Source organism: Actinomadura kijaniata, assembly GCF_014138665.1.
Classification (GTDB): Bacteria; Actinomycetota; Actinomycetes; order Streptosporangiales; family Streptosporangiaceae; genus Spirillospora; species Spirillospora kijaniata.
Map to the genome: position 1 here is coordinate 204,717 of NZ_JACJIA010000007.1, position 16,031 is coordinate 220,747.

At 76.8% G+C, this 16,031-nt stretch carries 12 protein-coding genes; 6 read left to right on the top strand and 6 right to left on the bottom strand.

The features are described 5' to 3' along the window. Window positions 1–129: 129 nt before the first annotated feature. Window positions 130–3,096, top strand: coding sequence for a glycine--tRNA ligase (locus HNR61_RS26185; protein WP_182846056.1), 2,967 nt, complete (start codon window positions 130–132; stop codon window positions 3,094–3,096). On the opposite strand, the gene HNR61_RS26190 is transcribed toward HNR61_RS26185, so the two are convergent. Both HNR61_RS26190 and HNR61_RS26195 read right to left on the bottom strand, forming a co-directional pair. After that, a complete protein-coding gene (locus HNR61_RS26190) occupies window positions 3,093–4,115 on the bottom strand; it encodes a DUF2332 domain-containing protein (protein ID WP_312898102.1) in 1,023 nt (340 codons plus the stop codon). The genes HNR61_RS26185 and HNR61_RS26190 overlap by 4 nt on opposite strands. Then, window positions 4,112–7,372 (bottom strand): ATP-binding protein, encoded by a 3,261-nt coding sequence (locus tag HNR61_RS26195; protein WP_182845842.1) that lies wholly within the window; start codon window positions 7,370–7,372, stop codon window positions 4,112–4,114. Before HNR61_RS26195 ends, HNR61_RS26190 begins: the two co-directional genes overlap by 4 nt. A 123-nt stretch (window positions 7,373–7,495) precedes the next feature. Between HNR61_RS26195 and HNR61_RS26200 the strand changes: the two genes are divergently transcribed. After that, window positions 7,496–8,812, top strand: coding sequence for an FAD-binding oxidoreductase (locus HNR61_RS26200; RefSeq protein WP_182845843.1), 1,317 nt, complete (start codon window positions 7,496–7,498; stop codon window positions 8,810–8,812). A gap of 171 nt (window positions 8,813–8,983) precedes the next feature. On the opposite strand, the gene HNR61_RS26205 is transcribed toward HNR61_RS26200, so the two are convergent. Next, entirely contained in the window at window positions 8,984–9,868 is an 885-nt protein-coding gene (locus tag HNR61_RS26205; RefSeq protein WP_182845844.1) for an NmrA family NAD(P)-binding protein, read from the bottom strand. A 120-nt stretch (window positions 9,869–9,988) separates the two neighbouring features. Between HNR61_RS26205 and HNR61_RS26210 the strand changes: the two genes are divergently transcribed. Next, window positions 9,989–10,282 (top strand): winged helix-turn-helix transcriptional regulator, encoded by a 294-nt coding sequence (locus tag HNR61_RS26210; RefSeq protein WP_312898103.1) that lies wholly within the window; start codon window positions 9,989–9,991, stop codon window positions 10,280–10,282. Window positions 10,283–10,297: 15 nt separating this feature from the next. On the opposite strand, the gene HNR61_RS26215 is transcribed toward HNR61_RS26210, so the two are convergent. Continuing rightward, window positions 10,298–10,885 (bottom strand): TetR family transcriptional regulator, encoded by a 588-nt coding sequence (locus HNR61_RS26215; protein ID WP_182845846.1) that lies wholly within the window; start codon window positions 10,883–10,885, stop codon window positions 10,298–10,300. A 110-nt stretch (window positions 10,886–10,995) separates the two neighbouring features. Here HNR61_RS26215 and HNR61_RS26220 point away from each other — a divergent pair, with 110 nt between their 5' ends. Then, window positions 10,996–12,213, top strand: coding sequence for a cytochrome P450 (locus HNR61_RS26220; RefSeq protein ID WP_182845847.1), 1,218 nt, complete (start codon window positions 10,996–10,998; stop codon window positions 12,211–12,213). Here the strand turns inward: HNR61_RS26220 and HNR61_RS26225 are convergent. Next, window positions 12,163–13,380, bottom strand: coding sequence for a DUF418 domain-containing protein (locus HNR61_RS26225; RefSeq protein WP_182845848.1), 1,218 nt, complete (start codon window positions 13,378–13,380; stop codon window positions 12,163–12,165). The genes HNR61_RS26220 and HNR61_RS26225 overlap by 51 nt on opposite strands. Window positions 13,381–13,482: 102 nt before the next feature. On the opposite strand from HNR61_RS26225, the gene HNR61_RS26230 reads away from it, so the two are divergent. Further along, a complete protein-coding gene (locus HNR61_RS26230) occupies window positions 13,483–14,112 on the top strand; it encodes a TetR/AcrR family transcriptional regulator (protein ID WP_182845849.1) in 630 nt (209 codons plus the stop codon). Next, the gene (locus HNR61_RS26235) at window positions 14,087–15,073 is read left to right on the top strand and encodes a LacI family DNA-binding transcriptional regulator (protein ID WP_182845850.1); all 987 of its coding nucleotides are present in this window, start codon (window positions 14,087–14,089) and stop codon (window positions 15,071–15,073) included. The genes HNR61_RS26230 and HNR61_RS26235 overlap by 26 nt, the downstream gene beginning before the upstream one ends. Here the strand turns inward: HNR61_RS26235 and HNR61_RS26240 are convergent. Continuing rightward, complete coding sequence (locus tag HNR61_RS26240) at window positions 15,065–15,949, bottom strand: NAD(P)H-binding protein (RefSeq protein WP_182845851.1); 885 nt, start codon at window positions 15,947–15,949, stop codon at window positions 15,065–15,067. The two genes, HNR61_RS26235 and HNR61_RS26240, sit on opposite strands and share 9 nt — an antisense overlap. Window positions 15,950–16,031 lie beyond the last annotated feature (82 nt).

Below are 16,031 nucleotides of genomic sequence, written 5' to 3' on the forward strand. Positions count from 1 at the left end.
ATCGCCGCCGGGCGGCCGGATGAGGCCTGCCCGCCGACCGGGAGGGCGCTCCTGCGAGGTCTCGGGCGCTGACCGCGCCTACCCTGAGACCCAGTCCACTCGCAGGAAAGAAGCCCGCCCGTGTTGACCATGCAGGACGCCCTGACCCGGCTCACCGACCACTGGACGGCCCGCGGCTGCCTGGTGGCCCAGCCGATGAACACCGAGGTCGGGGCGGGGACCCTGAACCCGGCGACCGCCCTGCGCGTCCTCGGCCCCGAGCCGTGGCGCGTCGCCTACGTCGAGCCCAGCGTCCGCCCCGACGACTCCCGCTACGGCGACAACCCCAACCGGCTGCAGACCCACACCCAGTACCAGGTGATCCTCAAGCCCGAGCCCGGCGACGCCCAGGAGCTGTACCTGAGCAGCCTGGAGGCCCTCGGGATCAACCTGGCCGCCCACGACGTGCGGTTCGTGGAGGACGACTGGGCCTCCCCGGCGCTCGGCGCGTGGGGGCTGGGCTGGGAGGTCTGGCTGGACGGCATGGAGATCACCCAGTTCACCTACTTCCAGCAGTCCGGCGGCCTCACCCTCGACCCCGTCTCGGTGGAGATCACCTACGGGATGGAGCGCATCCTGATGGCACTCCAGGGGGTGCGCCACTTCAAGGACGTCGCCTACGCGCCCGGCGTCACCTACGGGGAGGCGTTCGGGCAGGCCGAGTACGAGATGAGCCGCTACTACCTCGACGACGCCGACATCGACGCCAACCGGTCGCTGTTCGAGACCTACGCGGCCGAGGCGCGGCGGATGCTGGACGCGCGGCTGCCGGTGCCCGCGCACTCCTACGTGCTGAAGTGCTCGCACGCGTTCAACGTGCTGGACGCGCGCGGCGCGATCGGCACCACCGAACGGGCCCGCGCGTTCGCCCGGATGCGGGGCCTCGCCCACGAGGTCGCCGGGCTGTGGGCCGAGCGCCGCGCCGAGCTCGGCCACCCGTTGGGCGACGCCGCCACCCGGCCCGCGGCGGGCGCCGCGCCCGCCGCCCTGCCGGAGATCGACGCGCCGGGGACGTTCGCGCTGGAGATCGGCGTGGAGGAGCTGCCGCCGCACGAGGTCGGCCGCACCGCCGGGCACGTGACCGAACGCCTGCGCGACGCGCTGGAGGCGGCCGGGCTGCTGCCCGACGAGGCCGTGATCGACACCTACGCGACCCCGCGCCGGATCATCGTCGTGGCGGCGGGCGTCGAGCCCCGCGAACCCGACACCGAGCAGGTCGTCAAGGGCCCCCGCCTGGCGGCCGCCTACGACGCCGACGGCAGGCCGACCAAGGCGCTGCTGGGGTTCGCGCGCGGCCAGGGCGTCGACCCGGCCGAGGTGCGCGCCGTGACCGTCGGCGGCGGCGAGTACGCCGGGTACGTCCGGCACGTCACCGGCCGTCCCGCCGCGCGGGTCCTCGCCGAGGCGCTGCCGCGGATCGTGGCGGGGCTGCGCGCCGAGAAGAACATGCGCTGGAACGCGCCGGGCCTGTCGTTCGCGCGCCCGATCCGGTGGCTGCTGGCGCTGCTGGACGAGCACGAGATCCCCTTCACCGTCGCCGGGATGACGGCGGGCCGCACCACCTACGGCCACCGCCGGGACGCCCGCGCGGTGGCCTCGGCCGCCGAGCTGGTGGCCACGCTGCGCGCGGCGGGCGTGGAACCGGACCCGGCCGAACGCCGCCGCCGCGTGATCGCCTCGGCGACCGGGCCGGCGCGGCGGGCGGGCGGCGCCGTCGACTTCGCCGCCGAGTCCGCCCTCGTGGAGGAGATCGTCAACCTGGTCGAGGAGCCCGTCGCCGTCCTCGGCGCGTTCGAGGAGGGGTACCTGGAGCTGCCACCGGAGATCCTGACCACGGTCATGAAGAAGCACCAGCGCTACCTGCCGGTGCGCTCCCCGTCCGGGGCGCTGCTGCCCGCGTTCGTGACGGTCGCCAACGGCGCCTGCGACCACGACACCGTCCGCGCGGGCAACGAGGCGGTGCTGCGCGCCCGCTACGAGGACGCGTCGTTCTTCTTCGCCCAGGACCTGCGGCGGAGCCCCGAGCAGATCAAGCGGGGGCTGGAGCGGCTGACGTTCGCCGACCGGCTCGGCTCGATGGCCGACCGGGCGGGCCGGATCGACGGGATCGCCGAGGAGCTGGCCGCGCGCCTCGACCTGACCGACGCCGAGCGCGAGACCCTCAGCCGCGCCGGGGAGCTGGCCCGGTTCGACCTGGCGTCGGCGATGGTGATCGAGCTGCCGGGGCTGGCCGGGACGATGGCCCGCGAGTACGCCCGCCGCGCCGGGGAGCCGCCCGCCGTCGCCGACGCGCTGTACGAGATGGAGCTGCCGCGCTCCTCCGGCGACGCGCCGCCGTCCGGGATCGTGGGCGCGGTGCTGTCGGTGGCCGACCGCCTCGACCTGCTGGCCGGCCTGTTCGCGGTCGGGTCGGCCCCGAGCGGCGGCTCGGACCCGTTCGGGCTGCGGCGGGCCGCGCTGGGCCTGACGGCGGTGCTGCGCGCCCACCCGCGCCTCGCGCCGATCACCGTCGAGGACGGCCTGGCGGTCGCCGCGCGGCACCAGCCCGTCGAGGTCGCCCCGCAGACCCTGGCGGAGGCCGCGCGGTTCGTCGCGCGCCGCTTCGAGCAGACCCTCCTGGACGAGGGCCACGCGGTGGCGGTGGTGCGCGCGGTGCTGCCGCACGCCGGGTCGCCCGCCCACGCCGAGCGGGCGGCGGCCGACCTGGCGAAGCTGCGGGACGACGCGCGGTTCCAGCGCCTGTCGGCCGCCCTGCAGCGCGTCCTGCGCATCCTGCCGCCGGACGCCGAGCCCGGCTACGACCCGGCCCTGTTCACCGACCGGGCCGAGCACCGGCTGCACGAGGCCTACCAGCGGGTCCGGGCGGCGCTGCCGGGGCGCCCGGCGCTGCCGGAGTTCACCGAGGCGGCGTCCGCCCTGGCCCACCCCGTCGACCTGTACTTCGACGCGGTGATGGTGATGGACGAGGACCCGGCCCTGCGCGCCAACCGGCTGGGCCTGCTGGCGTCGATCCGGGCGCTGGTCGGCGGCGTGCTGGACTGGCGCGAGGTCGGCTAGCGGGCGGGGCCCCACACGGTGGGCAGCCCGTGCGGCGGCGCCTTGGCGAGGACCGCGGTGCCGCCGCCGGGCCACAGGCGCAGCTTCAGCAGCGGCCGGCTCTCGATGCGCTCCTCGTCGCGGGGCTCCAGCGCCAGGTGCGCGACGGGGGACCGCGGGGTCGCCGCCGCGCCCGCCGCCGCGAGGCTCGCCTCGACGCGGGCCCACTCGTCGGCGGGCACGTAGTGCCGCATGATCGAGTGCCAGACGACGGTCACCGTCCCCGGGCGCGGCGCCAGGCCGTCCAGGAACCCGGCCGCGCCGTCGCGGACCACGGTCGCCGGGACCTCGGCGGCGACCGCGAAGGCCGCGCGCAGGCGGGCGACGCGTTCGGCCTGCTCGGGCCACACGTACGACAGCAGGCGGACCTGGTCGGCGGGGTCGGCCGGGTCGAGGGGGGCGAGGTCGCAGCCCCGGCGCTCCACGACCTCCAGGGGCGCGTCCACCGGCGGCGGCCCGCCCTCCCAGCAGTCCGGCAGCACCACCGGGGAGTCCTCGGGACCGTACGCGCCGCCCTCGAACAGGTAGCGGAAGCGGTCGGCGCGCAGGTTCAGGCCCGCGCTCGCGCCGATCTCCAGCAGCCGCACCGGGAGCCCGGTGGCGGCCACGACGGTGAGCAGGCCGCCGACCAGCGCGGCGGAGCGGCCCACCTCGTTGGTCTGCGGCGGCGTCGCCATCCCGGCGCGGATCTCGGCGGCGTGCTCGGCCACCACCCGGCGGAACGCGGGCCAGGCCGCCGCGCCGTCGGGGACGCCGCCCACGGTCGGGTAGTAGGGGGCCAGCTCCGGCGCGCGGCCCTCCAGCACCAGGCGGTGGACGGTGCCCAGCAGCCGCAGCGACAGGGCGCTGCCGCCCAGCCCCTCCATGATCGCGGCGGCGGGTCCGCCGGTGTCGTCGGCGGCGCGGCGCAGCAGCTCGGCGTACATGGGCGCGCCCAGCCTGCGGCACCCGTCGGCCTGGACGAGCAGGTTCTCGGTCACGGCGGCTCCTTCAGCAGACGTTCGCTACGCTCGGCCCAGTGGTCCAGGCCCAGCGCGCGGTGGACGTCGAGCGCGGCCCGCGCGTGCCCGCGGGCCCGGTCCGGGCGGCCGAGCCGGGCGGCCAGCTCCGCCAGCACCAGGTGCGTGGAGCCCCAGCACGCGCTGCCCATGCCCGAGACGACGAACAGGTCGGCGTGGGGGAGCAGCTCCTCGTACAGCGCGGCCGGGTCGGGCGTGCCGAGGCGGGCGGCGACCAGCCCCCACACGGGGGTGAGGAAGTCGGCCGTCCAGTCCCGGGGGACGTGGTGGCCCCAGCGCCCGACCAGGTCGCGCGCCAGGTCCGCGCGGCCCGCCTCGACCGTCGCCAGCACCGCCACCGGCCGCAGCGGGCGGTGCGCGGCCTCCTCGGCGGCCCCGACCAGGTCGTCCAGGAGCTCGGCGCCCCGGCCCTGCCCGCGCCGGATCGTGAACGTGGTCACCAGCCGCCGGAACTCCCGCCCCCACACGCTCGACCCGAACAGCATCTCGGCGTGCCGTTCCAGGAGGTCCTCGGCCTCCTCCCAGCGGCCGTCGAGGGTGGCGCGGGCGGTCTGGGCGATGCGGACGGTCGTCTCCAGCTCCGGGCGCCGCCCGCCGTCCAGCAGGCGTTCGCAGCGCGCCAGCTCGCGGTCCCAGCGGGCCAGGTCGCCGGCGCGCAGCAGGCACGCCATCAGCGACACGCGCGCCACCAGCTCGGCCGGACGCGGCAGGCCGGGGACGGCGAGCATCTCCTCGGCCGCCGCCAGCCGCACCGCGTTGCGCCCGGGAACGAACGACGCCAGCAGATGATCGGCGAGCGTGCGGGCGCGCAGCGCGGGGTCGCCGGTCCGCCGCGCGATCTCCACGGCCTTGGCGGCGGCGCGCTCGCCCTCCTCCCGGCGCGGCCCGTAGACCAGCGCGACGCCGAGGACGCCGAGCAGCACCGCCCGGTCGGTGTCGTCCAGGGGCCCGGCCAGCAGGCGTTCGACGGCGGCGACGATCCGGTCGTTGACGGTGCCGTAGGGCCACCAGTGCCACAGCGCGGGCTCGCCGTACACGGCCACGGCGGTGACCAGGGTGCGGTGGTCGCCCGCGCGTTCGGCCAGGTCCATCGCCTCGGTCAGGTCCCGGTGCGCGCCCGCCGCGTCCCCGACCGTCCGGCGGGCCTGCCCCAGCTCGGCCAGCGCCCGCGCGCGGGCGGCGTCGTCGCCGCGCGGAAGGTGCCGCAGGGCCTGCTCCCAGAGTTGCACGGCCTCGTCGTAGGCGAGCCGCGCGGTGGCCTGGCGCGCGGCCGCGGCGGCGTGCCCGGCGGCCCGGTCCGCGCCGCCGACCCGGGCGGCCCGCGCGAAGTGGTGGGCCAGCACGGCGGCGTCCGCGCCGCGCGCCTCCAGCGCCTCGCCGACGCGCAGGTGCAGCCGGGCGCGTTCCAGGCGGCCGAGCCCGGCGTACAGCGTCTCCTGCACGAGCGCGTGCGCGAACCGGTAGTCGGGCCCCTCCGGCGCCTCCACGGCCAGCCCGGTCGCCACCGCCGGGTCCAGGGCCTCCAGGACCTCCGCCGCGTCGCGCCCGGCGGCCCCGGCCACCACGTCGGCGTCGATGTCGCGGCCCGCCACGGCGGCGACGCGCAGCAGCGTCCGGGTCCGCTCGGCCAGCCGCCCGACCCGCTGCTCGATGACGTCGCGCGCCCCCGCCGGGACGCCGCCGCCCTCCCGCAGCACCTCGCCCAGGTAGAACGGGTTGCCGCCGGTGCGGTCCAGCAGCTCGGCGACCCGCTCGGGCCGGTCGGGCACGCCCCGCGTCCGCAGGTAGTCGGCGATCTGCCCGGCGGTGAAGGGCTCCAGCGCGATCCGCTCGGTGGCGGGCTGCCGTGTCAGCGCGCCGAGCGCGTCCCGCAGCGCCTCGGGGTGGTCGCCGGGCTCGGGCCGCAGCGTCGCCACCGCCAGCACCGGCGCCGCCGCGACCGCGTCGGCGACGAACGCCAGTAGCCGCAGCGACGACACGTCCGCCCAGTGCAGGTCGTCCAGCACCAGCAGCAGGGGGGTGCCGTCGCCGGTCAGCGCGGCCAGGACCCGTTCGTACAGCTCGAACAGCCCGCCGTCGGGCGCGAGGTCGCCGGTGAGCGGCCCGGCGTCGCCGCCGACCCGCCGCATGATCTGGATCCACGGCCAGAACCCCGGGGACGGCCCGTCCGAGCACCGCCCCCACGCCACCCGGAAACCGCGCGCGGCGGCGTGCTCGGCGGCGGCCTGCGCCAGCCGCGTCTTGCCGACCCCGGCCTCCCCGGACACCAGCAGGACGCCGCCCCGCCCCTGCCGGGCCGCGGCGAGCCGCCGCTCCAGCGCCTCCCACTCGGCGTCGCGGGCGACCAGCCGCTCCGCCCCGTGCGTGGCGGGACCGTGCGTGGCGGGACCGTGCGTGGCGGGCCGTTCGGGCGCCCGGTCCGCCGGGGCGGGACCGGTGGGGGCGAGCAGCGCGGCCGACTGCTCGAAGACCGCGCGTTCCAGCTCCCGCAGCTCGGGTCCCGGGTCGAGGCCCATCTCGTCCGACAGGCGTTCGCGGACGCGGCGCAGCGCCGCCACCGCGTCGGCCTGGCGTCCCGACCGGTACAGCGCCAGGACCAGCAGCCGCCAGGACCGCTCCCGGTAGGGGTGCTCGGCGAGCAGCGCCTCCAGCCCCGGCACCGCGGCGGCGGCCTCGCCGAGGGCCAGCCGCGCCTCGAACGCGTCCTCCAGCGCGGCGGCCCGCACCTCGTGCAGCCTCGCCACGATCGGCCGGGCGAACCCCCGGTCGGCGAACTCGCCCAGCGGCTCGCCCCGCCACAGTCCCAGGGCGCGGTCGAGCGCCGCCAGCGCCTCCCGGTGCGCGCCCCGCGCCAGCGCGGCGCGCCCCTCGGCGGCCCCGGCGGCGAAGCGCTCCAGGTCCACCTGCCCCGGCGCGACCGCCAGCAGGTAGCCGGGGTCGCGGGTGAGCAGCGTCGCCGGCGGCGTGCGCGGCGGGCGGTCCGGCTCCAGCACCCGCCGCAGGTGCGCGATGTAGGCCTGCAACGTGCGGGTCGCGCCCGCCGGAGGGTCGCCCTCCCACAGCTCCTCCACCAGGCGGTCCAACGACACCACCCGGCCCGGCTCGGTCGCCAGCATCGCCGCCAGCGCCCGCTGCTTGCGCACCCCCAGGTCGAGGGTCCGCCCGGTGGCGTCGGCCACCTCCAGCGGCCCGAACAACCGGAACTCCAGCCCCGCCAACGCTTCCCCACTCCACCGCGAAACCCCTGCCCCGGCAGCCTACGGTCCGACCCCAGCCCGACCCCAGACCGACCCCAGCCGCCGCGCGCGAAAGTGATCTCACCAACCCGGAAGGACGAGGTCATGAACATCACCACCGCACTGCGCGCCACCGTCAGGGGCACGGTCCACACCGCCGGGGACGCGGGCTTCGACCAGGCCCGCAGGCCCTGGAACCTGGCCGTCGAGCAGCCCGCCCTCGCGGTGGTGGAGGCCGCCGACGCCCACGACGTCGCCGTGGTGGCCCGCTTCGCCCGCCTGCACGGCCTGGCCGTCGCGGCCCAGCCCAGCGGCCACGGCGCCACCGGCGACACCGAGGGGACGATCCTGCTGCGCACCGGCCGCCTGGACGACCTGCGCGTCGACCCCGAGCGCCGCGTCGCCCGCGCCGGAGCGGGCGTCAGGTGGGGCCGCGTGCTGGCCGAGGCGGGCCCGCACGGGCTGACCGGCCTGGCCGGGAGCTCCCCGGTGGTCACGGTCACCGGCTACACCCTGGGCGGCGGGCTGAGCTGGTTCGGCCGCAGGCACGGCTGGGCCTCCGACGGCGTCCGCGCGTTCGACGTCGTCACCGCCGACGGCGAGCCCGCCCGCGTCACCGCCGACTCCGACCCGGACCTGTTCTGGGCGCTGCGCGGCGGCGGGGGCGACTTCGCCCTGGTCACCGCCGTCGAGTTCGACCTGCACCCCGCCCCGGTCCTGTACGGCGGGCGGATGGCGTGGAGCGCCGACCGCGCGCCCGCCGTCCTGGACGCCTACCGCGAGGTCACCGAGGGCGCGCCCGACGAGCTGACCGTCTGGTACGAGCTGCTCCGGTTCCCCGGCGCGCCCGCGATGGTGGCGGTGGACGTCACGTTCCTCGGCGAGGCGGCCGACGCCGGGCCGATCCTGCGCCCGTTCGAGAAGGTCGGCGGCCTGCTGTCGGACTCGCGCGCGGTCCTGCCGGTGGCCGACCTCGGCTCGATCACCGCCGAGCCGACCGACCCGGGCGCGGGCCGGTCCCGGGCGGAGCTGCTCACCCGCCTGGACGACGAGGCCGCCGCCGTCCTGCTGGAACACCCCGTCGACCCGCTGCTGAGCGTCCAGCTCCGGCACCTGGGCGGCGCGCTGGCCCGGCGGTCCGGGAACGGCGGCGCGGCGGGCCCCCTCACCGAGCCCTACGCCCTCTACATGTTCGGCCTGGCCCCGTCGCGGGAGACCGAGGCGGCGGTCCGGGCCCGCCAGGCCGGGCTCGCCACCGCGCTCACCCGCCACACCAGCGGGCGCAAGCCGCTGACGTTCCTGGCCCCGGGGGAGCGCGCCGCCAGCGCGTTCACCGCCCCCGCGCTGGACCGCCTGCGCGACCTCAAGCGCGCCCGCGACCCCCACGGCGTCCTGCGGAGCAACTTCCCCGTCCTGGCATGACCGCCGTAGGGCCGGTCGTGCACGTGGAGGGCGCCGCGCGCGAACGCGACGCCCTCCACGTCCCCGGAGCAGGAGTCCTTGACGTGCCTGTCACCGAGGCCGGTCACGAGCCTGGCGTAACGCCTCGTGGCCCGGTACGGGCTCGCGTGAGGCCGGGGCGGCGCGGGCCGGTCACGCGGGCGCGTCGTGGGCGGCCCAGTCCTGGCGCCGCGCCCAGTCGCGCAGGGCGGTGGCGCCGGTGGTGACCGTCGCCGGGTCGGGGTCCGGCGGCGGGGGCGTTCCCGGGGGCGGGGGCGTGTAGGCCGCGGCGACGCCCGCGGCGGCCTCGGCCCCCAGGTGCGGGGCCAGCATCTCCCGGTAGGCGGCGGGGGTGATGGCGTTCCAGCGCACCGGGCGCCCCAGGGCGGCGGAGAGTTCGGCGGCGACCTCGTCCCCGGTCAGCGCCCGCGGTCCGGCCACGATCCGCAGCGGGGGAGGGGCCGCCGCGCCGACCAGGTCCGCGACGGCGGTCCCGAGGTCGTCCAGGGCGAGCCACGGGACGGGCAGGTCCGCGGGCAGCGGGTAGGCGACCTCTCCGCCGCGTACCAGCGGGGCCGACCAGGGGGCGGCGAGGTTCTCCATGTAGGTGCGGGCGGGCGTGACCACCGTGGCGGTCCCGACGGTGCGGGGCAGCTCGGTGGCGACCAGCACGCGGGCGTCCACGAACGGCACGCCGACGGGCGCGCCGGGCACCGGGGCGGCGGGGTTGAAGACGGCCCGTCCCACGCCCGCCTTCCGGAGCCCGGCCAGCACCGCCCCGGCCTGCCGGACGGCGAGGTCGGCGTCGAAGACCAGCGGCAGCTGGACGACCACGGCGTCGGCGCCGGAGTAGGCGGCGGCCAGCGAGCCGGGGTCGAGCAGGTCGGCCAGGACCGGCTCGGCCTCCGGGTGCAGGCGGGTGCCGGGGTCGCGGCGGACGACGCCCCGCACGCGGTGCCCCGCCGACAGGAGCCCGCGGACGACGGCGGCGCCCTGGACGCCGGTCGCGCCATGGACGATCACGGTTGAGGTGTTCATGGCGGCCACGCTAGTTCCCGAAGGGAAGCAATACCCAGGACGTAATATAATTTCAGAATGGAAACCAATGGGGCTGAGCAGCGGAGACTTCTTCAGTCGGCCGCGTCCGCGGGGTGCGGCGTGGAGCGCACGCTGAAGGTCCTCGACGGGAAGTGGACGACGCTGATCGTCCGGGAGCTGCTGTCGGGCCCCAAGCGCTTCGGCGAGCTGCGCACCGCCCTGGGGTCCCCCAGCGCCAAGACCCTCACCGACCGCCTCCGGGCGCTGGAGCACCAGCGGATCCTCACCCGCACCGTGCACGCCGAGGTGCCGCCCCGCGTCGTCTACCGGCTCACCGAGCAGGGCGAGAGCCTCAGCGAGGTCCTGTACGCCATGCTCCGGTGGGGCGAGGAGCACCCGCCGGCCGAGGGCTGAGGGGCCGTCCGGGGCTCAGGGGGCGGGGAAGGGCAGCCCGGCCTCCAGATGGGCGAGCGCCCTGTCGATCTCGGCGGGGCCGTCCATCGCGGGGTCCCGCGCGCACTGGAACCAGACCATGGCCACCACCCCGAGGGCCGCGCCCACGGCGTTGCGCAGGCCGGGATCGTCCGCGTCGCACCCGGTGCGGTCGGCCAGGGCGCCGACGATCTCCCGGAGCAGGCCGGGGCTCTTGCGCAGGTTGGCCGCCAGCAGCTCGGGCACGGTGGCCGCGAACGCCTCCCGGGCGTACCCAGCCATGATCTCCTCCTCGGACAGGGCGGCGAACGCCGTGCGGAACGCCCCGCGCAGCACGGTGACCGGCGCGCCCGGCGGCTGGACCGCCAGCGCCTCGACCAGGGGCGGGAAGCGGTCGAGCGTGACCAGGTCCTCCTTGGTCGGGAAGTAGCGGAAGAAGGTCGCCGGCGAGATCTCGGCGGCCTCGGCGATCTGCTCGACGGTGGTGGCGTGGTAGCCGCGTTCCTGGAACAGCCGGAACGCCTCCCGCAGGATCGCCTCCCTGGTCCTGGCCTTCTTCCGCGCGCGCAGCCCGCCCTCGCCCATGCCCCGCACCCTATCCCGCCAAATTATGACAGTTGACTCTCAATTAAGAGGGTGCTCTCATTTTATGGAGGGCCGGAGCGGCCGGCCCGCCCGCCACGGGAGTGATCTCGATGACCGATCGGAACCTCCGGTCGCCGGTGCCCCTGCCCCTGCGCCGCGACCCCGCGCGCCCGTTCGACCCGCCCCCCGAACTCACCCGGATCGCCGGCTCCGGCCCGCTGACCCGCCTCGCCTTCCCCGACGGGCACGTCGGATGGCTGGTGACCGGCCACGCCGCCGCCCGCGCCGTGCTGTCCGACCCCCGCTTCAGCGTCCGCCCGGAGCTGCGGCACTCGCCGCTGCCCCGCCCCAACGTCCGCCCCGCCGGCCACGACGGGTCGCCCGCCCCCGGCTGGTTCGCCTCCATGGACCGGCCCGAGCACACCCGGTACCGGCGCATGCTCACGGGCTGGTTCACCCTCCGCCGCATGACCGCCCTCGAACCGCGCGTCGCCGAGATCACCGGTGACCGGCTCGACGCCATGGCCGCGGCGGGCCCGCCGGTCGATCTGGTGACGGCGTTCGCCCTGCCCATCCCCTCCCTGGTGATCTGCGAGCTGCTCGGCGTCCCCTACGGCGACCACGCGTTCTTCCAGGAGCGCAGCGCCGCGGGCCTCGACATGCGGCGCACCGAGGCCGAGGCGATGGCCGCGCTCGGCGACCTGCTCGGCTACCTGGGCGGGCTGGTGCGGCGCAAGCGCGCCGCCCCCGCCGACGACCTGCTGAGCGGCCTGATCGGCTCCGGCGACCTGATCGACGAGGAGCTGGCGAACATCGGGCTGGTCCTGCTGGTCGCCGGGCACGAGACCACCGCCAACATGCTCGCCCTGGGCGTCCACGCCCTGCTGGGCGACCCCGGGCGGCCCGCCGCCGCCCAGCTCACCGACACGGCGGTCGAGGAGCTGCTGCGCTACCTGACCATCGTCCATCTGGGCGCTCCCGTGCGGGCGGCGCTGGAGGACGTCGAACTGGACGGCCACCTGGTCCGCGCGGGGGAGACCGTGGTCATCGGCCTGCCCGCCGTCAACCGCGACCCCGGCCGGTTCGCCGACCCGCACACCCTGCGGCTGGACCGCGCCGACGCCGGGCGGCACCTGGCGTTCGGGCACGGCGTCCACCAGTGCCTGGGGCAGCAGCTCGCCAGGATCGAGATGCGCGTCGCCTACCGCGCGCTGTTCGACCGCTTCCCCACGCTTCGCCTCGCGGTCCCCGCCGCCGAGATCACCATGCGTGAAAGCTCACTGGTCTACGGGGTGGAGCGGCTGCCCGTCACCTGGGACCGGCCCTGACCGCGCCCGCCGCGGCCGGTAGGTGAGGCGGCGCAGCAGCGTCTCGGCCGGGCCGCGCCTCCCGCCGGGGGCCAGCCGCGCGGCGAGCAGGACGGTGGCCAGCCAGGTGGCCACCGCGACGCCCGAGGCGGCCGCGTCGCCGACCCGGGTGCCGAGCCCTCCGGCGTAGGGGGCGAACACCGCGACGAACACCACCGACTGGAGGAGGTAGCACGTCAGGGACCACTGCCCGCACGCGGCCAGCGCGGAGACCACCCGTCCACCGCGCACCCGGTCGGCGACGAGCCCGATGAGGGCGGCGTACGCCAGGCCCCCGGCGATGCCGGTCAGGCTGTGCAGGGCGTAGACGGCCACCGCGACCGCGTCCGAGGGGGCCCAGAGCCGGGTGTCGACCAGCATGAGCGGGAGCCCGCCGGCGACCGCGGTCACCGCGCCGGTGGCCGCGACGCGGGCGAGCAGCGGGCGGTGCGCGCCGGGCTCTTCGAGGAGCCGGCGGCGGGCCGCCCAGATGCCGAACAGGAAGGCCGGGGCGGCGCTGGCGGCGAAAAGCGTGGGCGTCATCGCGCTCCAGCCGACCATCCGCATGACGGCGGCCTCCAGGGGGTCGGCCATCGCGGCGGGGGTGTCGCCCTTGTCCGCCGACACGGTGAGCAGGCCGAGCCCCACGAGGACCGCCACGTGCAGGACGAGGCCGACGGCGGCGGCGCCCAGCACCGCGCGGTCGCTCCGCCGCAGGAACCCGACCAGGACCAGCCCGATCAGGCCGTAGGCGCCCAGGATGTCGCCGAAGAACAGCAGCAGCGCGTGGCAGAACCCGAACGCCAGCAGCCACCAGCTCCGGGCGCGCAGCACGCGCCGCACCTCGTGCCACGACCGGCCCAGGGCGGACTGCCGGTGGGCGAGCTGGACCAGCCCGCACCCGAAGAGCGCGGCGAACATGGGCAGCGCGCGGCCGTCCACCAGCAGGATCTGGACCCCGGCCACGAACCGGTCGAGCGGCCCGCCGTCCAGGGAGTAGCCGCGGAACCCCACCTCGTGGCCGGACAGGTACATGTGCGCGTGGGCGACGGCGATGAGCAGCAGCATCAGGCCGCGCGCGAGGTCGGGGGCGAGCGACCTGCGGGACGGCGGGACGGCGTGCGCCGTCCGGAGGGGGGCGAGGGGCATGGACGGGCTCTCCTTCGAGTCAGAGCAACACAGCTGTAGCTACATGAATGTAGCTAACGCCGGATGTTAAGGTACAGCCGTGTAGCTGAGCAAGGGGTGATCATGAGCCCACGGACCCGGCGCAGCGCCGAGGAGCTCGTCCGCGACGTCCACGCCGCCGTGCTGGAGGAGACCGCCGAGGTGGGGGTCGGGCGGCTGACCATGGACGGCATCGGCAGGCGGGCGGGCGCGGCCCGCACCACGCTGTACCGCCGCTGGTCCGACCCCGTCGAGGTGCTGCTGGACGCGCTCTACCACGCCCACCCCGTCGAGGAGCCGGCCCCCGGCGCCGACGACCTGCGCGGCGACCTCGTCGGCGCCCTGCGCCTGATGGTGTCGTGGATGATCAGCCCCGCCGGCCGCGCGGTCGCGGCCGTCCTCACCGACCCCGCCCGCACCCCCGAGATGTCGGAGGCGCTGTTCGAGCGGGTCTTCTCCCGGCGCGGCGGATCGTTCACCAGCACGGTCATGCACCACTACGCCGCGCGCGGCCACTTCCCCGCCGAACGGATCACTCCGGTGGTGACGGACATCGGCGAGGCCCTCGTCACCAAACGCATGATGGACACGGGCGCGCTCCCCGACGACGCCTACCTGACCGAGATCGTCGACCAGGCCATCCTCCCCGCCCTGGCGCCGGTGCGGCCGTCGGCGGTAGAAGTAGGGGATGGCCGGTCGTCGTCCCACTCTTGAGCAGGTCGCCGCGCGGGCGAAGGTGAGCCGCGGGACCGCGTCGCGGGTGGTCAACGGTTCGGCCAAGGTGAGCGGCCCGGCCCGGGAGGCGGTGCTCCGGGCGATCGACGAGCTCGGCTACGTGCCGAACCACGCGGCGCGCGCGCTGGCCGCCCGGCGCACGGGCACGGTCGCGCTGGTCATGTCGGAGGAGCCGGGACGGCCGTTCGAGCAGCCCTACTTCGGGGAGCTGCTGAGCGGGGTCGGCGCGGCGGCCGACGCGGCCGGGGCGGCGCTGACGCTGACGTTCACGCACTCGTCCGCGGGGCGCGCCGACCTGGCCGACGACCTGCGCGCGCAGCGCGTGGACGGCGTGGTGCTGGCCTCGCTGATCCGCGAGGACCCGCTTCCCGGCCTGCTGGAACGCCACGGCGTCCCCCTCGTGCTGGCGGGCCGGCCGCACGGCCGCGACGCCGTACGGCCGGTCTACGTGGACGCCGACAACCGGGGCGGGAGCCGGCGCGCCACCGGGTACCTGGTCGGCCAGGGCCGCCGCCGCATCGCCACGATCGCCGGTCCACGGGACACGGCGGTGGGCGCCGACCGGCTCGCCGGTTACCGGGAGGCGCTGTCCGGCCGGCGGGAACTGGTGACCCACGGGGATTTCAGCGAGGCGGGCGGCGCCGCCGCCATGCGCCGGCTGCTGGACCGGGAACCGTCGCTGGACGCGGTGTTCGCGGCGTCCGCCAACATGGCCCTCGGCGCGCTGCGGGTCCTGGAGCAGCGAGGGCGTCGCGTCCCCGAGGACGTCGCGGTCGTCGGTTTCGAGGACGTGCCCGACGCGCGGGGGACGCGTCCGGCGCTCACGACCGTGCGCCAGCCCACCGAGGCGATGGGCCGGCGCATGGTCGAGGCGCTGCTCGACCGGACCGCCGCGCCGGTCATCTGCGGCACCGACCTGGTCGTCCGCGAGTCAGCCTGAGACGACGGGCCTCAGCTCCTCCTCGCACCACCGGCGGAAACCGGTCGGCGTGCTGTTCCGCGGAGTGCGCGTCACGCCGTGGTCCAGGCCCGCGTCCTTGGCCAGGTACATCTCCACCATGGCCCGGCTCACGGCCTCCGACATCCCCGAACGGAGCAGCCCCGCCCGGAACTCCTCGACCGGCAGCCGCCGGTGGCGGACCGGCCGCCGCAGCACCTCGGACATGATCTGTGCCATGTCCTCCGGGGACAGGTCCTCGGGGCCGAGCAGCGGGACCTCCTGGACGCCGGTCCAGGCGCGGTCCAGCAGCAGGTCCGCGGCGACCGCCGCCGTGTCGCGGGTGGCGCAGAGCGGCGCCCGGAGGTCCCCGGCGCCGCACGAGACGAACACCCCGCGGTCCCTGATCGACCCGGCCTGGCGCAGCATGTTGTCCATGAACGAGGGCAGTGCCAGCGCCCGGTAGTGCACGCCCGTGGCCGCGATCAGGTCGTCCATGGCCAGCGCCGCGGTGACGTGCCCGGCCTTCGCGGCCACCGGGGTGCCGCGGCCGAGGGACGACACGCCGACCACCCGCCGGACGCCCTGCTCGGTGAAGGCCGCGCACGCCGCCCGGCTGAAGCCGACGTAGGCCGCGGTGACGTCGGCGGCGCGGGGGTCCGGCGGCACCAGCCAGAAGACGGCCTCGGCGCCGGCGAACGCCTTGGCGACCACCTCGCGGTCACGGTGCGAGCCCGCGACGACCTCGACGCGTTCGCGCACCTCGGCGGGCAGCCGCGCGGGGTCCCGCGCGACCACGCGGACGGGCGCGCCGGCGGCCAGCAGGCGGTCGACGACCCGCCGGCCGATCTGACCGGTGGGCGCGGTGATGACGATCATTGAGGCTCCTGGGGAAAGGGGGGACGGCGGCGTCCGCCGGAGACGCCCCTCAGTCAACGCCGCGCCGCGCCGGACCTGAAGG